This is a genomic window from Nocardia pseudobrasiliensis NBRC 108224 (assembly GCF_001613105.1).
Lineage (GTDB): Bacteria > Actinomycetota > Actinomycetes > Mycobacteriales > Mycobacteriaceae > Nocardia > Nocardia pseudobrasiliensis.
The window spans coordinates 26,017-46,554 of record NZ_BDBS01000066.1 but is presented as its reverse complement, the minus strand read 5'-3'; the positions used below and the strand labels follow the sequence as shown (position 1 = coordinate 46,554).

General features: G+C 66.5%; 19 protein-coding genes. 11 read left to right on the top strand and 8 right to left on the bottom strand.

What is annotated here, in order from left to right; all coding sequences use genetic code 11:
* Position 1 precedes the first annotated feature (1 nt).
* Both NP4_RS36735 and NP4_RS36730 read right to left on the bottom strand, forming a co-directional pair.
* On the bottom strand, positions 2-1,906 hold the full coding sequence (locus NP4_RS36735) for a glycosyltransferase (protein WP_068008190.1): 1,905 nt from the start codon (positions 1,904-1,906) through the stop codon (positions 2-4).
* A gap of 87 nt (positions 1,907-1,993) precedes the next feature.
* Positions 1,994-2,497, bottom strand: a complete 504-nt coding sequence (locus NP4_RS36730) for a GtrA family protein (RefSeq protein WP_245998638.1) — start codon at positions 2,495-2,497, stop codon at positions 1,994-1,996.
* A 169-nt stretch (positions 2,498-2,666) separates the two neighbouring features.
* On the opposite strand from NP4_RS36730, the gene NP4_RS36725 reads away from it, so the two are divergent.
* Both NP4_RS36725 and NP4_RS36720 read left to right on the top strand, forming a co-directional pair.
* The gene (locus NP4_RS36725; protein WP_068008185.1) at positions 2,667-3,632 is read left to right on the top strand and encodes a glycosyltransferase; all 966 of its coding nucleotides are present in this window, start codon (positions 2,667-2,669) and stop codon (positions 3,630-3,632) included.
* Positions 3,632-5,167 (top strand): DUF2142 domain-containing protein, encoded by a 1,536-nt coding sequence (locus NP4_RS36720; RefSeq protein WP_068008182.1) that lies wholly within the window; start codon positions 3,632-3,634, stop codon positions 5,165-5,167. Before NP4_RS36725 ends, NP4_RS36720 begins: the two co-directional genes overlap by 1 nt.
* On the opposite strand, the gene rfbB is transcribed toward NP4_RS36720, so the two are convergent.
* The gene (rfbB, locus tag NP4_RS36715) at positions 5,164-6,165 is read right to left on the bottom strand and encodes a dTDP-glucose 4,6-dehydratase (RefSeq protein ID WP_068008179.1); all 1,002 of its coding nucleotides are present in this window, start codon (positions 6,163-6,165) and stop codon (positions 5,164-5,166) included. The genes NP4_RS36720 and rfbB overlap by 4 nt on opposite strands.
* A 268-nt stretch (positions 6,166-6,433) precedes the next feature.
* On the opposite strand from rfbB, the gene NP4_RS36710 reads away from it, so the two are divergent.
* On the top strand, positions 6,434-7,138 hold the full coding sequence (locus tag NP4_RS36710) for a DUF8020 domain-containing protein (protein WP_068008176.1): 705 nt from the start codon (positions 6,434-6,436) through the stop codon (positions 7,136-7,138).
* A 157-nt stretch (positions 7,139-7,295) separates the two neighbouring features.
* Here NP4_RS36710 and NP4_RS36705 read toward each other — a convergent pair whose 3' ends face one another.
* The gene (locus NP4_RS36705) at positions 7,296-8,306 is read right to left on the bottom strand and encodes an alpha/beta hydrolase (RefSeq protein WP_082876544.1); all 1,011 of its coding nucleotides are present in this window, start codon (positions 8,304-8,306) and stop codon (positions 7,296-7,298) included.
* Between the two features lie 179 nt (positions 8,307-8,485).
* On the opposite strand from NP4_RS36705, the gene rfbA reads away from it, so the two are divergent.
* Positions 8,486-9,358 (top strand): glucose-1-phosphate thymidylyltransferase RfbA, encoded by an 873-nt coding sequence (gene rfbA, locus NP4_RS36700; protein ID WP_068008237.1) that lies wholly within the window; start codon positions 8,486-8,488, stop codon positions 9,356-9,358.
* A gap of 2 nt (positions 9,359-9,360) precedes the next feature.
* Positions 9,361-9,921, top strand: coding sequence for a dTDP-4-dehydrorhamnose 3,5-epimerase family protein (locus NP4_RS36695; protein ID WP_062503268.1), 561 nt, complete (start codon positions 9,361-9,363; stop codon positions 9,919-9,921).
* A gap of 49 nt (positions 9,922-9,970) precedes the next feature.
* Here NP4_RS36695 and NP4_RS36690 read toward each other — a convergent pair whose 3' ends face one another.
* The gene (locus NP4_RS36690) at positions 9,971-11,437 is read right to left on the bottom strand and encodes an MFS transporter (RefSeq protein WP_245998636.1); all 1,467 of its coding nucleotides are present in this window, start codon (positions 11,435-11,437) and stop codon (positions 9,971-9,973) included.
* Between the two features lie 86 nt (positions 11,438-11,523).
* Between NP4_RS36690 and NP4_RS36685 the strand changes: the two genes are divergently transcribed.
* On the top strand, positions 11,524-11,943 hold the full coding sequence (locus tag NP4_RS36685) for a MarR family winged helix-turn-helix transcriptional regulator (protein WP_068008173.1): 420 nt from the start codon (positions 11,524-11,526) through the stop codon (positions 11,941-11,943).
* A gap of 4 nt (positions 11,944-11,947) precedes the next feature.
* On the opposite strand, the gene NP4_RS36680 is transcribed toward NP4_RS36685, so the two are convergent.
* Together NP4_RS36680 and NP4_RS36675 are read right to left on the bottom strand one after the other, a co-directional pair.
* A complete protein-coding gene (locus NP4_RS36680) occupies positions 11,948-12,787 on the bottom strand; it encodes a helix-turn-helix domain-containing protein (RefSeq protein ID WP_245998635.1) in 840 nt (279 codons plus the stop codon).
* A gap of 218 nt (positions 12,788-13,005) precedes the next feature.
* Entirely contained in the window at positions 13,006-13,575 is a 570-nt protein-coding gene (locus NP4_RS36675; RefSeq protein ID WP_068008170.1) for a DUF4282 domain-containing protein, read from the bottom strand.
* A 301-nt stretch (positions 13,576-13,876) separates the two neighbouring features.
* On the opposite strand from NP4_RS36675, the gene NP4_RS36670 reads away from it, so the two are divergent.
* From NP4_RS36670 to NP4_RS36660, 3 genes are all read left to right on the top strand, one after another.
* Positions 13,877-14,371, top strand: a complete 495-nt coding sequence (locus tag NP4_RS36670; RefSeq protein WP_174556218.1) for a hypothetical protein — start codon at positions 13,877-13,879, stop codon at positions 14,369-14,371.
* Positions 14,372-14,493: 122 nt separating this feature from the next.
* Entirely contained in the window at positions 14,494-16,680 is a 2,187-nt protein-coding gene (locus tag NP4_RS36665) for a molybdopterin-dependent oxidoreductase (protein WP_068008225.1), read from the top strand.
* Positions 16,681-17,124: 444 nt separating this feature from the next.
* Positions 17,125-17,739 (top strand): pyridoxamine 5'-phosphate oxidase family protein, encoded by a 615-nt coding sequence (locus tag NP4_RS36660; RefSeq protein ID WP_068008168.1) that lies wholly within the window; start codon positions 17,125-17,127, stop codon positions 17,737-17,739.
* Here the strand turns inward: NP4_RS36660 and NP4_RS36655 are convergent.
* Positions 17,726-18,187, bottom strand: coding sequence for a GtrA family protein (locus NP4_RS36655; RefSeq protein WP_114755888.1), 462 nt, complete (start codon positions 18,185-18,187; stop codon positions 17,726-17,728). The two genes, NP4_RS36660 and NP4_RS36655, sit on opposite strands and share 14 nt — an antisense overlap.
* Positions 18,188-18,277: 90 nt before the next feature.
* Here NP4_RS36655 and dprE1 point away from each other — a divergent pair, with 90 nt between their 5' ends.
* On the top strand, positions 18,278-19,738 hold the full coding sequence (dprE1, locus tag NP4_RS36650; protein ID WP_373863897.1) for a decaprenylphosphoryl-beta-D-ribose oxidase: 1,461 nt from the start codon (positions 18,278-18,280) through the stop codon (positions 19,736-19,738).
* Positions 19,738-20,499, top strand: a complete 762-nt coding sequence (dprE2, locus tag NP4_RS36645; RefSeq protein ID WP_068008165.1) for a decaprenylphospho-beta-D-erythro-pentofuranosid-2-ulose 2-reductase — start codon at positions 19,738-19,740, stop codon at positions 20,497-20,499. Before dprE1 ends, dprE2 begins: the two co-directional genes overlap by 1 nt.
* Positions 20,500-20,538: the final 39 nt, after the last annotated feature.

Sequence of the window (20,538 nt, the reverse complement as noted above, 5' to 3'; positions counted from 1 at the left end):
ACTACTTCGGACCGATGCCGTACAGCCGCTCCCAGTTCTCGCGGCTGGTGAGTTCCGGCATGGCAGCGCGGTATTGGCGGGTGAGGGCGGGCAGTTCACCGCGCAGACGACGCAGGACTCGCCAGGTGCGCAGCAGCAGGGCACGGGCGCGGGCCTTGTCGCGGCGGCGGATGCGGACGCCGGATTGGGAGGCGTCGGTGACCATGACGTGGTCGAACAGCGACACGTGCCACCAGTAGGCGTCCTCGCGGGTGACGCCGACCAGACCGGGCTGGACGCGGCCGGTCCACTGCTGGATCGCGCGCTTGACGAGCACCAACAGGGGCCGGCTCGGCTCGCCGTTGGCGCGGCGGATTCGGATGTCCGCGTTGCGAATCGGTGCGGTCGCGGCCGGATGTTTCAGCGTTTCGGTGTAGTCGCCGCGGGTGCCGCGGGCGGCCGCCAGCGCGGCAATGCCGCCGTCCTGCAGACCCTTCGGACCCTTCAGATAATCCTCGATGCCCTGCAGTGTGGTGTGTGCCAGGCCGTACTGCATGGCCACCAGCATCTCGGCGATCTCACGGAACAGCTGGCGGGTGATCTTCTTCGGATCCAGATCGGTGTGCAGCGAGGAGACGATCAGGGAGTTGCGCGAGGAGAAGTAGCGCGCCCAGTCGTCGTAGTCCTTCCAGTAGAAGTCCGCGTGCCAGACCGCGGCGCCGGGCAGCGTCACGGTCACGAAGCCGTGTTCGCGGGCGCGCAGACCGTATTCGACGTCGTCCCACTGGAAGAAGATGGGGATCGGCAGGCCGATGCGGGTGACCACCTCGGCGGGGATCAGGCAGGTCCACCAGGCGTTGTAACCCGCGTCGACACGGCGTTCTTGATGTTTTTTGAGCATGCTGGTGTTGCGCAGCGCCTTGGACACCTTCTGCCCGTGCCGCAGAATTCCGAGGTTGGTCTCCTCGGCGCCGACGTTCAGGTAGTCGGGATTGAGCAGGAACAGCATCTGCGCGCCGACCAGCGTCGGTTCCACGGTCATATTGGCGAAGGCGTTGAGCCGGATGACCGTTTCGGGCTCGCACAGGATGTCGTCGTCCATCAGGATGACGTCGGCGTGCTCATTGGCCGCGGAGACCTCGTAGAGCCCGCGCGTGAAACCGCCCGCCCCACCGAGATTCGGCTGGCGCAGATACCGCAGCTTGTCGCCGAAGCGGGGTAGCGTCTCCTGGAACAGCGGCCGATCCTGCACCAGATCGGTGCCCTGATCCACGACGTACACCGCATCGATCGCGGCCAGTACGGTCGGATCCGAGGCCAGCGCGGCGACGGTGTGCGCGCAGTCCTCGGCGCGGTTGAAGGTGCAGATCGCGATGGCAACGGGCCGAACATGATCCGGCGCGAGCGCCGTCCAGGTCAGTTCGCTGATCGTGAGATCGCCACCGACGGCATCGAATTCGAGCCACAGCGCGCCGCCGTCGACGTACTGATCCAGCGCCGCCCGCAGCACCACCCGGCCGTCGGCGCGCACATCGGTGCTGTCGATGATGCGGCGGTGTCCGGCGATATCGGAGGCGGCCAACCGAATTCGCGCGAGGCCGGTCAGTTCGAGGGTCATGGCGACCTCGACCTCGGTGACCGTGGTCCAGCGCTGCCAGTAGCTGGCGGCGAACCGGCCGAAGTAGGTGTTGGTGTCGGCGCGGGCGCCCTTGTCCAACCGGATGCTCAGCCGCTCGCGATGCGCCTTGCCCTTGACCACCGCGTAGAGCTCGTCACTGATCTTCGGAGACGGCCCGGTGAACACACCGCGCGCCAGCACCAGCCGCTCGGGGGCCTGATGATCGGAGCGCAGCGTGGCGGGTGCGGGGTCGGCGATTCGCCGGTCGTTCTCGGATGCGGTCACGGCCTGGCCAGCCGACTGGTCCATATCGGATTCCCTCGTAATCCCTCGATGATCGAAAGCCGGCGAACGGGATGGTCCGCTATGCGCGGCCGGCTGAGAATATCAATGCGCTCAGGCGCGGGCATCGGGAGAGGTCGCACCCGTGAACACGAATTTGCCGTAGGCCCAGTACCGGAACGCCACGGCCACCATCTGACCGATCAGTGTGCCGGAGATGTTGTCCGACAGCGGCGTCGACAGATGCAGGACGTATCGGGAGAAGCCGAGACAGCCCAGCTGCAGTCCGATGGCGGCCACATTGAACACCGCGTAGAGCAGATATTCGCGGGCCGCGCTGCCGCCCTTCTTGTCCGCGAAGGTCCACCATTTGTTGCCGAAGTAGGTGACGACGGTGGCCACGCCGATCGCGATGATCTTGGCGGGCAGCGGCGCGTGGTACAGCGGACCCTCGCCGCCCGCGAAAACCAGCAGGTTGTAGGTCCCGGCGTCGACGAGAAATCCGATCGCGCCGACCACGAGGAACGCCCCACCCTTGCGGACCGCGGCCACGACCTTGCTGAACAGCGACGCCTGCGCGGGCGACCCCGGCTCGATCACGATCTCGCTGCTGGACACCCGGCCGACGGTACCCGGCGAAGTGCGCGCCGGGTACATGAGGGGGAAGGGAACCTGGTGGGTATACCAACAGAGCGAGGGTTACCCGGCGGCCCGGCCGCACTCCCCTGTACCCTCCCGGTGTTCGTAATTTCACCGTCCGGTTCTAAATAAATGAGGGATTGACGGGGTGGACCCCACCGAGCTTCGTATCGCCGCAGTGGTGCCCTGCCACAACGAGGAGGCCGCGGTCGCCAAGGTCGTCACGGACCTCAAGGCCGCCGTGCCGGGCATCGTCGTCTACGTCTACGACAACCTCAGCACCGACGCGACCGCCGAGCGGGCCCGCGAGGCCGGGGCGATCGTGCGTGCCGAAACCACCAAGGGCAAGGGCAATGTGGTGCGCCGCGCCTTCGCCGACATCGAGGCCGACGTCTATCTGATGATCGACGGCGACGACACCTACGATGCCTTCGCCGCACCGCTGATGATCAAGACCCTGCTGGACGGTCCGTACGACCACGTCCTGGGCGTGCGCAAACAGGACGCGGGCGCACAGGCCTATCGTGCGGGCCACGAGACCGGCAACCGCGTGCTCAACGGCGTGGTCGGCAAGGTGTTCGGCGAGAACGTCGAGGACATGCTGTCGGGCTACCGGGTGTTCTCCCGGCGGTTCGTCAAGAGCTTCCCGGCCGTCTCGCGCGAATTCGAGATCGAGACCGAGCTGACCGTGCATTCGCTGCATCTGCGGGTGCCGCGCACGCAGGTGCCCGTCGGGTTCCGCGATCGTCCCGCGGGCAGCGAGAGCAAGTTGCGCACCTATCACGACGGTTTCAAGATCCTGTTCCTGATCACGAATCTGGCCCGGCACGAACGGCCCGTCGCGTTCTACGGCCTGTTCGGCACGCTGTCGTGGCTGGTCTCGGTGATTCTGACCATTCCGATCGTGATCGAGTTCTACGAGACCCACCAGGTGCCGCGCTTCCCGACGCTGTTCCTCGCCTTCACGCTGTTACTGCTGGGCAGTCTCGCCTGGACCGCGGGCCTGATCCTGGACGGCATCCGCCGCTCCCGGCACGAGGCCGCGCGACTGATGTATCTGCGCTACTCCGCGGTGGGCGCGCAATCGCCCGAGCGGGTGGGACAGGTCAACTGATGACGACCCAGGCCGAGCGGACGACGACCGATCAGCCGCCCGCTCTCCCCGAACAGTCGGCCGAATCCGCCTCCGCCACGGCCGTTCTCGGCCGGGCGGTGGGTTGGATCCAGCGCCGCCTCGGCCTGGGCGCCCTCGCGTTCCTGATGGTCGCGACCGTATTCGGCGCGATCTTCTCGGTGCTCACCCCGGCATTCTGGGGACATGACGAGATCACCCAGTTCGGCCGGGCCTATCAGGTGGCGCACGGCGGATTCACCCCGCACAAGATCGCCGACGATCGCGGCGTCGCCTACGGCGGCGATGTCCCGGCGAGTATCGACGGGCTGATGAATTACGCCTTCGACGACTACCGCGACAATCCGGGCGAGCCCGAGCCGATGGTGGCCAATCCGGCCGCCTACGACCTGCTCGGCGCGGCGCCGGTGACCTCGGTGACCAGGCAGGTGTGGTTCACCAATACCGCCGCCTACTCGCCGGTGCCGTATGTGCCCGCGGCCGTGGGCATTCGGCTGGCGCAGGCACTGGATCTGAAGGTCGGCGCGACGCTGGAGCTCACCCGGCTCGCGGGTCTGCTGGCCTATCTGCTGATCGTCGGCTTCGCGCTGCGGGCGCTGCGCGCCTATCGGGTGCAGTGGCTGGCCTTCACGGTGGCGGTGCTGCCGATCGCGCTGTTCCAGGCCGGGACCATCACCGCCGACACCATGACCAACGCGCTGGCGATCCTGGTGTCGTGTCTGCTGGTGAAGGGTCTGTTCCTGGGCGCGGAACTGTCCCGGCTGGAGACCGCGGCGGCCCTGACCGCGGCGATCGCGCTGCCGCTGAGCAAGCCGACCTATGTGCTGCTGGCAATGCTCGTGGTGCTGATTCCCGCGCGGCAGTACCGATTCGGGCAGTGGTTGCGCTGGCTGCCGTGGATTTTCGCGGCGGTGGGCGCGGGACTGTTCGCGGCCTGGATGAAGATCGCCGCGCCGACCGGCGACGGGATGGGCCTGATGCGTCCGCAGGCGCAGTGGCATTCGGTGCGGCCGGGCGATCAGCTGCACGAAATCCTCGGCAGCCCGGCGCATTTCCTCACGATCTTCACCGACAGCATCTGGTATCGCGATCAGCGCTGGTTCACCCAGTTCTTCGGTGAGCTCGGCTTCTCCTATATCGATGTGCCCGCGCTGACCATTCTGGCGTGCCTGCTCGCCTTCGCGGTGAGCAGCGGTATCGCCGAACGGTTCTCGGCGTCGCGACCGCGCACGGCGATCGTGGCGCTGACGCTGCTGGCCAGCGTCGCGATGATCTACGTGACGCTGTACATGTCGTTCACACCGGTGGACTACTACCTGATCGATGGCGTCCAGGGCCGGTACTTCGTGCCATTGGCCGTGGTCGGCCTCGCGGTGGTGCTGCGGTGGATGCCGTTGCGACTCACCGATGTTCGCGGGGCGACCCCGTCACGGGGTCCGGCGATCACCGTGGTGGCGGCGACGGTGGTCGCGCTGGCGGCCGCGGTGCTGAAGTACCACTTCCTGGTCTGGGGTTAGAGGACCCGTTCGCCCGCGGCCGCGTAGGCCTGTTCGGTGGCTTCCTTCTGTGGGCGCCACCAGGTTTCGTGCTCGCGATACCAGCGGACGGTGGCCGCGAGGCCCGCGCGGAAATCGGAGTAGCGCGGCGTCCAGCCCAGTTCGGTGCGCAGCGGCGTCGCGTCGATGGCGTAGCGCTGATCGTGACCCGGGCGATCGGTGACGTGATCGAAATCGTCCGGATCGCGGCCGAATTCGGCCAGGATCAGCCGCACCACGGACTTGTTGTCGAGTTCGCCGTTCGCGCCGATCAGATAGGTCCGCCCGATCGCGCCGCGCTCCAGGATGGTCCACACCGCGCGGTTGTGATCGTCGACGTGGATCCAGTCGCGCACCTGATGTCCGGCGCCGTAGAGCCGGGGCCGCACGCCGTCGATGAGATTGGTGATCTGACGTGGAATGAACTTCTCCACATGCTGATACGGCCCGTAGTTGTTACTGCAGTTGGAGATCGTCGCGCGCACCCCGAACGAGCGCACCCACGCCCGCACCAGCAGATCGCTGGAGGCTTTGGTCGACGAGTACGGACTCGACGGGTTGTACGGGGTGGCCTCGGTGAAGGGCGGATCGTCCGCCTCGAGATCGCCGTACACCTCGTCGGTCGAGATGTGGTGATAGCGCACATCATGGCGGCGCACGGCCTCGAGCAGCGCGTAGGTGCCGACGATATTGGTCTGCACGAACGGCCACGGCCGGGCCAGCGAGTTGTCGTTGTGCGATTCGGCGGCGAAGTGCACCACCGCGTCGACGCCGGAGACCAGCCGGTCGACCAGTTCCAGATCCGCGACATCGCCCTCGACGAATTCGATGCGGTCCGCGATCGGGTCCAGGGAGGCCCGATTGCCCGCGTAGGTGAGCGCGTCCAACACCACGACCCGGGCGTCGGGTCGTTCGGTGACGGTCTGATGGACGAAGTTGGCGCCGATGAACCCCGCGCCCCCGGTTACGAGCAGTCGCACGATCGCTCAGCCTAGCGGTCACCGCTCGCGGACGGCTCGAACGGATCGATTCCGGACAAAACGGATCAATACCAATAGACAAATTCATTGCCTGGAACGAATTTATTTCCATTCAGTAATAACTGGATGACACGTGCCTCAAATCACCTCCGACCGAATGGTGAACAAAATTTGAATAAGCGGACACAACAGGTTCACCAGGCGTTAGCGGAGTTCCATTTCGATTCCTCTTGTCCCCCCGAACCACTTCTACCGAGGTTCCACCAAAATGCTGATGAGGAAATTCGCCGCGACGTCGGCACTGCTGATCGCCGCGCTCGGCGTGACCGCCGGCACCGTGAACGCGGCCCCGGCCGCCGATGACGGCGTCGTCAACTACAAGGCGACCACCACCCCCGAGTCGACCATCATCTCCACCGATGCCGGTTCCATGGTCGTCGAAGACGGTGTGTTCAAGATCAAGGCCGCCAACGGCGCCACCCTCGCCGGTACGGATCTGAAGTTCCGTGTCGACGACTTCGAGTTCCCGATCGCCGCGGACATCGCGGGCCACACGGCCACCCTGAGCCCGCAGCTGGATATGGAGCACGCGGTCTACAAGCCCGTCGCGCTGCCCTACGAGGATGTCGCGCCGTGGAAGACCCCGTACGACCGTGAGCAGGCCGCTTTCAACCGTATGAAGGACACCATCTCCACCGGCGCCACCATCGGCACCCTGGTCGGTGGTATCGGCGGCGGCGCCGTCGGCTGCATCCTGGGCGGCATCGCGGGCGCGACCGTGGCCTCGGCCACGATCATCGGCCTGTTCGGTCCGTTCGTTCCGGCCGCGGTCATCGGCTGCCTCGGTGGCATCATCGCGATCGGCGCGCTGGGCACCCTGGCCGGTCAGCTGCTGATCACCGCTCCGGTGGCGATCCTGGCCGCCGCCCAGTACTTCACCACGATCAACCAGCCGTTCACCCCCGCCAAGTAAGTCCCACGCGGCCAACGGCTTTCGAAATCGAACCCGCCCGGAAGGCACGACCGGGCGGGTTCGGTCGTTTCATCGATAGCGTCCCATTTGCCGCATTTCGAAATTCATCGGACAGAGCAGCACCCCCGTCCAGCGGACTGGGCGGGGGTGCTTCGAATCAAGCTGTGCGAGCGATGATTTCGGGCTCGACCCGGGCACGGACGAATCGGGCGACCCGGGCGAGGGCCGCACGGGATTCGGGCAGGCTCGGCATGATGCTCATGAACGCGTGCACCTGACCGCGCCACAGTTCCAGGGAATGCGGCACACCGGCGGCGGCCAGGCGGCGCGACATCAATTCGCAGTCGTAGCGCAGTAATTCGTCCTCGCCCACGATCAGCAGCGCCGGGGGCAGCCCGGCGAGCGCACCGTTGACCGGTGACAACATCGGATCGACATTGCCGTCGAGCTCGGCCCCGTAGCGCACCATCTGCCGGACCGCCGACATCGGAATGTAGGCGTCCCGAGCGACATTCACATAGCCGCGCTTGGCCTTGTGGTCCAGATCCAGCAGCGGCGACAGTCCGACCAGGCCCGCGGGTGCGGGCAGTCCGGCCTCGATCGCGCGCAGCGCGGTCGCGAAGGTCAAATAGCCCCCGGCCGAATCACCGGCGAAGACGATCCGCGCCGGATCCGCGCCCCGGCGCAGCAGCCAGCGATACGCGGTCAGGCAGTCCTCGATCGATCCGGCGATGGAAGTGCCGGGCATCTGGCGGTATTCGACATTCACCACCGGCAGGCCGGTGCGCCGCGCCAGGCTCGCCGCCACCGGGCGGTGCGAATCCAGACCGCACAGGAAGAACCCGCCGCCGTGCATGTACATCACCACGCCGTGCCGCAACGCACGGGAGGCCCCGGCCGGGCGGATGATCTCCATCCGAAATCCGCTCAGTCGCACCTGCTCTCGCTCGACACCGTGCGGCCGCGGGCGCAGCGACGCGAGGCCGTCGACGACATGGCGGGCCAGCGGCATGGTCTGCGGATGGATCGGATAGCGCCGGATGACCGGGCCGACCACGCCGCGGCAGGCCAGCAGCAGGGCCTGGGAGTGCAGGCTGCGTCGATCGGGATTCACCACCACACCGGGATCGGGCTCGTAGACCGCCTCATCGATCGGGATCGCCACCATCGCGCACCTGCCTCACTCCCGGCGCGCCGACCACGACCGAAAAATCCCGCGGTGATGTCGGCGCTGACATCTGTGACCTACACAACAGAATCGGTCGAATCGGGTCCCGCCAAACCTGTTGTGATGGTTTCGGAACCTCGCCGCGCCCCGCGGGGGGCCAGCTGGCAGACTTGGGCGACATGCGCGGAATCATCCTGGCCGGGGGCACCGGTTCGCGGTTGCATCCGATCACGCGCGGGGTGAGCAAACAGCTGGTCCCGGTGTACGACAAGCCCATGGTCTACTACCCGCTGTCGACCCTGATGCTGGCCGATATCCGGGATATCCTGGTGATCACCACGCCCGAGGATGCCGAGGCGTTCACCCGGTTGCTCGGCGACGGTTCGCAATACGGACTGAACATCAGCTATGTGGTGCAGCCGGAGCCCGACGGGCTGGCCCGGGCGTTCATTCTCGGAGCCGATCACATCGGCGACGATTCGGCGGCGCTCGTGCTGGGCGACAATATCTTTCACGGGCCCGGACTGGGTACGCGCCTGCGCCGGTTCCAGGGTTTGGACGGCGGTGCGGTATTCGCGTACTGGGTCTCGGATCCCTCGGCCTACGGCGTCATCGAATTCTCCGGCGGTAAGGCCGTTTCCATCGAGGAGAAGCCCAAACTGCCGCGCTCGAACTACGCGGTGCCGGGGCTGTATTTCTACGACAACGACGTGGTCGAGATCGCGCGCGGGCTGCGGCCCTCGGCGCGGGGCGAATACGAGATCTCCGATATCAACCGGACCTATCTGGAGCAGGGCCGATTGCAGGTGGATGTGCTCGCCCGGGGTACCGCCTGGCTGGACACCGGAACCTTCGACTCACTGCTCGACGCCGCCAACTACGTGCGCACGATCGAGGAACGGCAGGGTCTGAAGATCGGCGTGCCCGAGGAGGTCGCCTGGCGGATGGGCTTCATCGACGACGAGCAGCTGTCGCGGCTCGCCGAACCGCTGGTGCGTTCCGGCTACGGTAAATACCTGCTCGGATTGCTGGATCGCGGACGGGATTGGTGAGCATGCGGATTCGGGAGCTGGCGGTACCGGGCGCGTGGGAGTTCACTCCCACCCTGCGCGGTGACGAGCGTGGCGTGTTCGCCGAGACGTTCAAGGCCTCGGAATTCGAGAAGGCGGTCGGGCGATCGTTCGACCTGCTGCAGGTCAACACCTCCACCTCGGCCGCGGGCGTACTGCGCGGCATCCATTACACCGACGATCCGCCGGGTCAGGCGAAGTATGTGACCTGCGTGCGGGGGGCGTTCGTGGATGTCGTGGTGGATCTGCGGCCCGGCTCACCGACCTTCGGGAACTGGGACAGCGTGCTCATCGACGATGTCGATCGGCGCTCGGTGTTCCTGTCGGAGGGCCTCGGACATGCCCTGCTGTCGCTCGAGGACGATTCGACCGTGGTCTACCTGTGCTCGCTCGAGTACTCCCCCGAGTTCGATCACGATCTCGATGCCTTCGATCCGGCGATCGGAATCGTCTGGCCGACCACGGATCGGGCCGGTCGGCCGATGAAGTTCCTGCGCTCCCCCAAGGACGCCGCCGCCCCGGCCCTGCACACGCTGCGGATATGACGAAACCGCGGTATGCGAATCCCCATCGCACACCGCGGTTTCCGAATCGTCAGGCCGCCGCCAGCTCCCGCTCGCCATCGGCGTCGAGCACGGGCTCGGGCGCCTTGCGCTTGGGCAGGAAGTGGGTCAGCGCGACCAGGGCGCCGATGATGCTGACCACCCCGGCGAACAGCAGGCCCGGCTTGTAGGTGTCGAGCATCGCCGCGGGCGAATGGTCCGCGCCGTGCCCGCCGGAGGTGACGATCGCGGTATTGATCGCCAGCACGATGGCCGCGCCGACCTGCATCGAGGTCTGCAGCACACCCGCGGCCAGACCCTGCTCCTCATCCTCGATGCCATTGGTGGCCTGGATGTTGATGGCGGGGAAGCCGATCCAGCCGATACCGATCAGCAGCACCGCGGGCAGGATGACCGTCAGATAGGACGGATCGGTGTTCAGCCGCAGGAACAGCAGGTAGCCGATGCTCATGATCACCGTGGTGACCGCGATGATCGGGCCGGTGCCGAACCGGTCGACCAGCTTGTCGGAGAACACCGACGACAGCGCGACCAGCAGACCCACCGGCAGCAGCGCCATGGCCAGCTTCAGCGCCGACCAGCCCAGGGTGTCCTGCATGAACAGGGTCACGATGAACTGCCAGCTGAAGTAGGAACCGGCGACCGCGACGATCACCAGACTGGCCCGCACCAGCGACACCTTGCGCAGGATGGCCAGCGGAACCAGCGGGTGCCGCACCCGCTTCTCGACCGCGACGAAGGCCGTGAACAGCGCGATCACCGCGGCGAACGAACCGATCGTGCGGGCCGAGGCCCAGCCGGCCTCCGGTGCGGAGACCACGGTGTAGACGAGCAGCAGCATGGCCGCGGTGGAGAACAGCGCGCCGAGCAGATCGTGTCCGCCCTCCTCGGCGGGCTTATCCCTCGGCACGAGAATCGCGGCGGCGGCCAAGGCCGCCAGGGCGATCGGCACGGGCAGCAGGAAGGTCCAGCGCCAGCCGAATCCGGTCATCAGACCGCCGAACACCAGGCCCATGGAGTAGCCGCCCGCACCGAACACGGTGTAGATGGACAGCGCCTTGTTGCGGGCCGGGCCCTCGGCGAAGTTGGTGGTGATGATCGACAGGCCGGTCGGCGCGGTGAAGGCCGCGGCCAGGCCCTTGATGAAACGGGTCAGGATCAGCAGCGGACCGGAACTGACCAGACCACCGGCCAGCGAGGCGACCGCGAAGACCGCGAGCGCGATCAGGAAGACCTTGCGGCGACCGAGCAGATCGGCCGTGCGCCCGCCGAGCAGCAGCAGGCCGCCATAACCCAGCACGTAACCGCTGACCAGCCACTGCAGGGTGGAGGTGTTCAGGCCGAGTTCGGTGCCGATGGACGGCAGGGCGACACCGACCATCGACACGTCGAGGCCGTCGAGGAACAGAACGATGCACAGGGTGATCAACAGGCCCCAGAGTCGGGCCGGCCACCGAGTCTCGGCCGCGGAGGCCTGAAGTGTTGCCGTGGAAGTCACGAGCCGGAACATTACATGCACGTGCATTAAATGTGCAAACATTTAATGCGGTTGCATGCGAGTGCCCCGCCCACTAAGATGGCCGCATGCCCAAGCCGTCGACAGCGTCCGTCGACCGGCCCGGTCTCGAGCAGCACACAGCGCCGACCGGACTGGTGAGTGAGTGGCGCGACCTACTGGCCAAGCACGCCACGGTTACCTGCGCGCTCGAGAAGGAGCTGCAGAATCGACACCAGATCGGCCTCAGCGAATTCGAGACGCTGGACCGACTGGTGGACGCGGCGCGCGAAACCTTCCGCATGAGCGATCTGGCCTGCGAGAGCCACTTGAGTCAGAGCGCGCTGTCGCGCGCGGTGGCCCGTCTCGAACGCGAGGGCCTGGTCAGCCGCAGTATGTGCACCGACGACCGGCGCTCGATCTTCGTCTGCCTCACCGACAAGGGCCGCGCCGTGCACGCGACCGCCGCACCCACTCACCGCGAGGTACTGGGGCAGACGCTGCGCTGAGCAGTCAGCTTCGAGCGAGTGCCGCCTCTATGGCGTCGCGGGCGTCGATCGCCACACCCTTGATGCTGGCGAAAGCCGAGCGGTAGCGGTCGATCTCGGCGTCTTTGTCGTAATAGGCGGAGCCGGTGAAGGTTTCGACGTAGACCACCGGGGGCTCGGGAAGATCGCCGGTGCCCGAATCGAATTCGAGCAAGACGAAGCGGCCGGACTCCAGCCCGTCGTGGTAGCCGGAGCCGTGGGGCACCAGGCGCAGTTCGATATTGGGGCGGTCACACACGGTGAGCAGATGTTCGAGCTGGCCCCTGGTCACCTCACGGCCGCCGATCTCGCGATGCAGCAGTGACTCCCCGATCACCGCGTCCAGTCGCACCGGTTCCGCGTCCCGGCTGAGCAGCGCCTGCCGGGCGACCCGGACCGCGACCCGGCGATCCACCTCGGCGGCGGGCATATCCGGGCGCGCGGCCGTGAGTATCGCGCGGGTGTAGGCCTCGGTCTGCAGCAGGCCGGGCACCAATTCGCTCTCGTAGGTCGACAGCCGGTGCGCGGCCTCCTCGAGACCGATGTACACCTCGAAACCCTCGGCGATCACATCGCCGTACTCGGTCCACCAGCCGCGCGCCTTGGTCTCGCGGGCCAGGGCGGTCAGCGGTGCGACGAGTTCGGCGGGCGCGCCGTAGATCTTGCACATGGCCTCGACGTCCAGGCCACGCAATGAGGTCTGGCCGGTTTCGATGCGCCAGATCTTCGCCTCCGACCACTCCAGTCGCTGCGCCGCGACCCGGGTGGTCATCCGCGCGCGATTGCGCAGATCGCGTAGCCTGCGGCCCAATTGGCGTCGCGGCATCGTCGATCCAGTGATCCCCTGCGGTAAAACCATCTCTATCTCCCCCTGCGTTCTGTGGCGCCGATCGTACTCGTCGGTGCGGCCCACGGAACGGCAAAACCGTTACGCCCTATCCGAATTCGATCGGATGAATACTCGAACGGATTGTTGCACAACACAATGCACACCCGAAACACGCATCCATTGAGCGAATGCACCAGCGCGGCCGCGCCGACCGGTCACCTGCGCGGCGAGCGCCGGCGAAACCGCCAGAACTGTACGGCCCGGACATCCTCGGACAGCTGGTTGACGGGTTCGGCCACATCCGACAGCGCCTGGAACAGGTCGTCGGCCAGCGCGTTGATGTGCTCCACCCGGCTGGCCAACCGCGAGGCGTTGACCAGAAATTCCAGTGCCAGTCGCACCGACGCGGCGATGGTCAGCCCGAGGGGCACCGCCACCAGAACCGCGAACAGCACCCCTAGTACCGCCGAGATCTGCCAGATTACGACAATCAGCACAATCGGGACGCCGAAGGCGAAGGCCAGACCGAGCAGGTAGGCCAGCGGCAGCAGGGTGCGGGTGGCCTGCCGGCGGAACTGTAGATCGAACAGCCCCCGCGCGGCCGCCAGCGCCCACGCACCGAACGCGCCCGGGCTGCGGAACGGCTCGGGCGCCTGCTCCTCGTCCTCGACCTCGCCGACATGCCGCGACAACCGCCTGGTCGCGGAGTCGCGCCAGGCGATCCAGCGTGGTTCGGCCTCGTAGTCGTCCGCGTCGGGCAGTTCGCCGACGGGCTCATCGCTCATAGTCGAATCCTCTCCCGGAAGTTCCGGACCGGCAATGCGACCCCCTCCCCGCATGTCCTCGAGAGCCTGTTGGGAAACTTTCAGCGACAACGCATTTGGTTCCCAGCTCCGAAGACGAATGTGGTCATCGTGCAGAATGCACAGGCCGCGAAGTCGCGAGTGATAGCCGGTAGGAATAAATTTGGCGATCTTGTGACGAATGCGACGTTGAGCAAGAAAGTTTCGTGAAGCTGTAACACCACCGATGGCCAGGCCCGATTAGTCCCATGAACACCCGAGCAGGACCTGATCTATCCGGGGAATGGAGAAGACAGTGCGTACGACGTTTCCGACTTCCGTCACGGCGGCGACCATGGCCGCTGCTGCGCAGGACTACATCCAGCGCGGTTGGACGGTCGCCGAAACGGCCAACGGCATCTGCCTCATCACCGACGAGGACGTTGCGGGCATCGAGGTCACCGGCGAAATCGCCGCGACCGTGCGCCGCTTCCTGCGGGCGAACAACCTGTCCGGTCCGGTGATCGAGATTCCGGGAGCCGAGCGTCGCGAGATCCACCTCGTGACCGGCGTCCGCAAGGCCGAAATGGCTCTGGCCGCGCTGCGTGAGGCCGGCGTCACCGTGTACACCGACGGCGACGGCATCCCGCTGCCGCCGACCCAGCTGTCGGCGGGTTCGGCCTGCTGGGGCGTGGCCCCGAACGAGGCCCGCTGGGTTCCGCCGGTGGTGGCCGTCGCCGCCGCCGTCCGCGCCGCGATCTCCGGCCGCAAGCCGCAGCTCGCCCGTATCGCCAGCTGATCGAGTAGTCGACAAGTACCGACATCCGCGAGGGCCGGGTCCGGCTCTCGCGGATTTGTTCGTCCCGGACGGTTTCGGGAGGTTCCGTTTCACATTGCGCGCATCCAGGTGATGATGTGGATATGACGAGCGTCACGACCGACGGCCATCGGAAACTGTTGCGAACCTGCCCGCTGTGCGAGGCGGTGTGCGGACTGGAGATCACCCTCGACGACCGCGATCGGGTGGTGGGTGTGCGGGGTGATCGGGAGGATCCGCTCAGCCGCGGCTTCCTGTGCCCGAAGGGTGCGAGTCTGGGGCGGGCCGACGAGGATCCGGACCGGCTGCGCACGCCGATGATCCGGGATCGGGCCACCGACATTTGGCGGGCGGCCTCCTGGGAGGAGGCCTTCGATCTGATCGGCGAGCGCTTCCCGGCCGTGGTCGCCGAGTACGGCCGCCAGTCCGCGGCGCTGTATCTGGGCAATCCCAATGCGCACACCATCGCCGGCATGCTCTACGCGCCGGTGCTGATCCGCGCGCTCAGTACGCGCAATCTCTATTCGGCCAGTACCGCCGATCAGATGCCCAAGCAGGTGGCCTCCGGGCTGATGTTCGGCGATCCGTTGACCGTGGCGGTGCCGGATCTGAACCGCACCGACTATCTGCTGATGCTCGGGGCCAATCCGCTGGAATCCAATGGGTCGCTGTGCACCGCGCCGGATTTCCCGGGCCGGCTGAAGGCCCTCCGCAAGCGGGGCGGGCGATTCGTGGTGGTGGATCCGCGGCGCACCCGGACCGCCAAACTCGCCGACGAACATCTGTTCATTCGGCCCGGCAGCGATGCCTATCTGCTGTTCGGCATCGTGCACACGCTGTTCGCCGAGGGCCTGACCGCGGTCGCGGTCGAGGCGAGCGGGATCGAGGAGGTGCGCGCGGCCGCGGCCGCGTTCCCGCCCGAGGCGGTGGCCGAGCGCACCGGTATCGCGGCCGAGACCGTCGTACGGCTGGCCCGCGAACTCGCCGCCGCGCCGACGGCCGCCGTCTATGCCCGAATCGGCACGTGCACGGCCGAATTCGGCACGCTGACGCAGTGGCTGGTCGATGTGATCAATGTGCTCACCGGCAATCTCGATCGGCCCGGCGGCGCGATGTTCGCCACCGCGGCCGCGCAGGGCATCGTCCGCACCCGCCCGTTCCGCACCGGCCGCTGGACCAGCCGGGTGCGCGAATTGCCCGAGGCCATGGGCGAATTCCCGGTCGCGACGCTGGCCGAGGAGATCCGCACGCCCGGCGAGGGGCAGGTGCGGGCGCTCATCACCGTCGCGGGCAATCCGGTGCTGTCGGCGCCTAGCGGCGCTCGCCTGGACGCGGCGCTGGGCAACCTCGAGTTCATGGTCAGCGTGGATCACTATCGCAACGAGACAACCCGGCATGCCGATGTCATCCTGCCGCCGCCCGGGAGTCTGCAGGCGGCACACTACGATTTCGCATTGCTGCAGTTCGCGGTGCACAACTACGCCCGGTATTCGCGGCCGCTGGTACCGCTGGGCGATCGGCCCTCGGAACCGGAGATTCTGGCGCGATTGGCGCTCGCGATCTCCGGACAGTCGGCCGAACCCGGCCGCGATCCGGTCGAAACCGTCGACGAACTGGTCATCGCGGGAACGCTGCACCGGGCCGGAATGCTCGAGCGGCGCGGTGAACTGCAGGGCGACAACAGCACCGAGCAGCGCATCGACATGATGCTGCGGCTCGGGCCCTACGGCGAATGGCGCGGGGGTTCGCTGAATCTGCGTACGCTGCTGGACAATCCGCACGGACTCGACCTCGGCCCGCTGCGCCCGCGACTGCCGGAAGCGCTGCTCACGGCGTCCGGAACGGTGGAGCTCGCCCCGCCGGAACTACTGGCCGACGTGGACCGACTGCGCGCCAAACTCGACGAGACAGCCCCTGACGTGGTGCTCATCGGCCGCCGCCAACTGCGTTCCAACAACAGCTGGATGCACAATGTCTCCGCCCTGATCGGCGGCTCCAACACCTGCACCCTGCACATCCACCCCGACGATATGGCCCGCCTCGGCCTCGACGACCGAGCGGTGATCAAATCCGCCGCGGGCTCCCTGACGGTCCCCCTCGAACCGACCGAGGAAATCATGCCCGGCGTCGTAAGCCTCCCCCATGGCTGGGGCCACGCCGACACGCCCCAATCCGTCGCCCGAGAACACGCGGGCGTCAATGCCAATGTCCTGACCGACGATTCGATGATCGACATCCCATCGGGAAACGCGGTGTTCAACGGGGTACCGGTAACCTTGTCGCCCGCATAGGGTTTCCCCTCGCCCGCATGCCCTCCCGGCCACGCCACCCGTTTCCCCGACCGCCCCACCTTGCCTTCCTCCGGCCGCGCCGTCTTGTTGCTCCCGACCGCACCGCCCTGTTTCCCCGGCCGCGCCCCACTTATTTTCTCCCGGCATGCTTTTCGCCGGGAGACCGGTCGGGATATGCAAGGGGGATGGCGTACTGGTCGGCCTGGACAAGATCGGGCAAATTGTGCAAGGGCGACAATGCAATATTGCGAAATATCTTTTGTTCCAATCGAACTCGGGACATCGGTCGAGCCGGAGGATTGGCATCCAGGCAGCAACCCGCAAATAGCGCCCTTGCCGCGGCATCCGCGGCGATGGATCCTCACTACAGCAATTCGCCGCGGGCGCAGGAACTTCCGCCGAGCTCGGCAGGCGCTGATTCCGGCTACCCGAGGGGGCGCGATCATGCCCGGTACGCGAAGCGGCAGCGACGGTGAACGAGAACTACAGGAGCGGTTCGGTACCGAGGGTCGGGCCGAGCGATTCTATTCCGACCAGGTACTGGACCGGTTGAACCAACCGATGATCGACTTCGTGCGGCGGATGGACATGGCCTTCATCGCCACCTCCGACCGGTACGGCGAATGCGATACGAGCTTCCGAGCCGGCAAACCAGGCTTCCTCCATATCGTCGACAACCGCACCCTGACCTATCCCGAATATCGCGGCAACGGCGTGATGGCGAGTCTCGGCAACATCCTGGAGAACCCGCACATCGGCATACTGCTCATCGATTTCGTGCGTGATCTGATCGGATTGCACATCAACGGAACCGCCCGCATCGTCGAGGACGCGGCGTTGCGCGGCAGCGTGTCGGATCTGCCGCCGCCCGAGCGCGGTCGCGCCGCGGACCGCTGGGTGGTGGTGGATGTGGAGGAGGCTTATATCCACTGCCGCAAGCACATTCCCCATCTGGTCCCGGCCGCGCGCGAGGCCCGGCAGTGGGGTACCGACAATGTCCGCGCCAAGGGCGGGGACTATTTCGCCGCGAAGGGGGCGGCCCTGGCTAGCGGATCTTGAAGATCACCGCGCGCTGGACGATGAAGTTGATCACGGTCGCTGTGCCCTGGGCGACCACGAAGGCCAGCGGCTTACGCCACCAGTCGTCGGGCAGTGCGTAGAACATGATCTGGTTGATGCCGACCTGAACCGCGAAGGTCACCGCGTAGAGCGCGACCACGGCCGCGAAGCGTTTGCGACTGGGTTCGGCCTGGAAGGTCCAGCGCCGGTTGATCAGATACGCGGTGGTCGTACCCGCGATGAAGCTGATCGACTTGGCTACCGCGACCGGCAGGCCCACGGCCTCGAGCAGCAGCATGTACAGGCCGAAGTCGATGATCGCCGAGAATCCGCCCGACAGCACGAACCGGATCATCTGCGTCTTCAGATCCACGTCCGTCCCGCCCGGCTCGTCGACCAGGGGTAGTTCGGGCGGCAGAGGCAGATGGGGTTCCGCGGTCACGCGCACGACTGTAGCCGCCCCAGTCCCTTCTGTTTCCCGCGAACGCCGGGACGGTTGCGACAAAGGGACCAGAATTCGGCCATACCTGTAGCCTCTATGCCGATGTCCACGAAAGCTCAGACCTCCACCGCCGCGGGTTCTGCCGATACGGCGAGCGACGGCGTGTACGCGCTTCCGACGCGCACCCGCAGGCTGACCGGATGGGGTCGCACCGCACCAACCTCCGCCGAAGTGCTTTCGACCAGCGATCCGGAGCTGATCGTCAAAGCCGTTTCCATGGTCGCGGAGGACAACGAATCCAAGCCGGATCACCTGCGCCGCGGTGTCATCGCGCGCGGACTCGGCCGCTCCTACGGCGACAACGCCCAGAATGCCGGCGGCCTCGTCGTCGACATGACCGCGCTGAACAACATCCACAAGATCGACCGCGACAGTCGGCTGGTCGATGTGGACGCGGGCGTGAACCTGGACCAGCTGATGAAGGCCGCGCTGCCGTTCGGCCTGTGGGTGCCGGTGCTGCCGGGCACCCGGCAGGTCACCGTCGGCGGGGCGATCGGCTCCGATATCCACGGTAAGAACCATCACAGCGCGGGCAGCTTCGGCAACCATGTGCGCTCGATGGATCTGCTCACCGCCGACGGCACGGTCCACCACATCACCCCCAAGCGCAATGCCAAGCTGTTCTGGGCCACCATCGGCGGCTGCGGGCTCACGGGCATCATCCTGCGGGCGACCATCGAGATGACCCCGACCGAGACGGCGTACTTCATCGCCGACGGCGACGTCACCGAGACGCTCGACGACACCATCGCCTTCCACAGCGACGGCTCCGAGGACCGCTACGAATACAGCTCGGCCTGGTTCGACGCGATCAGCCCGGAACCGAAACTGGGCCGGGCGGCGATCTCGCGCGGCAATCTGGCGAAGCTGGATCAGCTGCCGAAGAAGTTGCAGGCCGATCCGCTGAAGTTCAACGGCAAGACGTTCTTCACGCTGCCGGACGTCTTCCCGAACGGGCTGGCCAACAAGTACACCTTCACCCCGATCGGTGAGCTCTGGTACCGCAAGTCGGGCACCTACCGCGGTAAGGTCCAGAATCTGACGCAGTTCTATCACCCGCTGGACATGCTGGGCGAGTGGAACCGGGGCTACGGCTCCAACGGATTCCTGCAGTACCAGTTCGTGGTTCCGCCCGAGGCGGTCGACGAGTTCAAGAACATCATCCGCGACATCCAGCGGTCCGGTTTCTACTCGTTCCTCAATGTGTTCAAACTGTTCGGACCGGGAAACCAAGCGCCGCTGAGCTTCCCGATGCCCGGCTGGAATATCTGCGTGGACTTCCCGATCAAGGCGGGGCTGAACGAGTTCGTCTCCGAATTGGACCGGCGCGTACTGGAATTCGGCGGTCGGCTGTACACCGGCAAGGACTCCCGCACCACCGCGGAGACCTTCCACAAGATGTATCCCAAGATCGACGACTGGATCAAGGTCCGTCGAAGTGTCGATCCCACAGGCGTTTTCATGTCCGATATGGCGAGAAGGCTGGAGCTGCGATAGTGATCAACGCGGTAGGGAACCCGCAGGCGATTCTGCTCCTGGGTGGAACCTCGGAGATCGGTCTCGCGATCGTCACCGAGTATCTGAAGAAGGGACCGGCGCGCGTCGTACTCGCGGCGCTGCCGAACGATCCCCTGCGCGCGCAGTCGGTGGCGCAGGTCGAGGCCGCCGGTGCGTCGAAGGTCGAGGTGATCGACTTCGACGCGCTCGATACCGAAAGCCATCCCAAGGTCGTCGAATCGGCGTGGGCCGACGGCGATGTGGATGTGGCGATCGTCGCGTTCGGCATCGACGGTGACGGCGAGGTGTTCTGGCAGGACCAGCGCAAGGCCGTGGCCATGGCCGGAATCAACTACACCGCCGGGGTTTCCGTCGGCGTGCTGCTCGCCGAGAAGATGAAGGCCCAGGGCTTCGGCCGCATCCTGGTGATGTCCTCGGTCGCGGGCGAACGGGTCCGCCGCTTCAACTTCGTCTACGGCTCCACCAAGGCCGGCCTCGACGGCTTCTACCTCGGCCTCGGCGAGGCCTTGGCCCCCTTCGGCCCCCGCGTCACGGTGATCCGCCCCGGCCAGGTCCGCACCAAGCTCTCCGCCCACGCCAAGGAGAACGCCCTGACCGTGGACAAGGAGGACGTGGCCACCCTCGCGGTCGCGGCCTCGGAGAAGGGCAAGGAGATCGTCTGGGTCCCGGGCAACATCCGCTGGGTCATGGCGATCCTGCGGCACATCCCCCGCCCGATCTTCCGTAAACTGCCCGTCTGATATCCGCCGGATGAGCGGCGGCAGTCACGGCCGCCGCTC

Excerpts from the sequence above, each read along its gene's own strand:
- NP4_RS36735 (WP_068008190.1), bottom strand. The coding sequence starts at position 1,906 with ATGGACCAGTCGGCTGGCCAGGCCGTGACCGCATCCGAGAACGACCGG.
- NP4_RS36720 (WP_068008182.1), top strand. The coding sequence starts at position 3,632 with ATGACGACCCAGGCCGAGCGGACGACGACCGATCAGCCGCCCGCTCTC.
- NP4_RS36710 (WP_068008176.1), top strand. The coding sequence starts at position 6,434 with ATGCTGATGAGGAAATTCGCCGCGACGTCGGCACTGCTGATCGCCGCG.
- NP4_RS36705 (WP_082876544.1), bottom strand. The coding sequence starts at position 8,306 with ATGGTGGCGATCCCGATCGATGAGGCGGTCTACGAGCCCGATCCCGGT.
- rfbA (WP_068008237.1), top strand. The coding sequence starts at position 8,486 with ATGCGCGGAATCATCCTGGCCGGGGGCACCGGTTCGCGGTTGCATCCG.
- NP4_RS36695 (WP_062503268.1), top strand. The coding sequence starts at position 9,361 with ATGCGGATTCGGGAGCTGGCGGTACCGGGCGCGTGGGAGTTCACTCCC.
- NP4_RS36685 (WP_068008173.1), top strand. The coding sequence starts at position 11,524 with ATGCCCAAGCCGTCGACAGCGTCCGTCGACCGGCCCGGTCTCGAGCAG.
- NP4_RS36680 (WP_245998635.1), bottom strand. The coding sequence starts at position 12,787 with ATGCCGCGACGCCAATTGGGCCGCAGGCTACGCGATCTGCGCAATCGC.
- NP4_RS36675 (WP_068008170.1), bottom strand. The coding sequence starts at position 13,575 with ATGAGCGATGAGCCCGTCGGCGAACTGCCCGACGCGGACGACTACGAG.
- NP4_RS36670 (WP_174556218.1), top strand. The coding sequence starts at position 13,877 with ATGGAGAAGACAGTGCGTACGACGTTTCCGACTTCCGTCACGGCGGCG.
- NP4_RS36665 (WP_068008225.1), top strand. The coding sequence starts at position 14,494 with ATGACGAGCGTCACGACCGACGGCCATCGGAAACTGTTGCGAACCTGC.
- NP4_RS36660 (WP_068008168.1), top strand. The coding sequence starts at position 17,125 with ATGCCCGGTACGCGAAGCGGCAGCGACGGTGAACGAGAACTACAGGAG.
- dprE1 (WP_373863897.1), top strand. The coding sequence starts at position 18,278 with ATGCCGATGTCCACGAAAGCTCAGACCTCCACCGCCGCGGGTTCTGCC.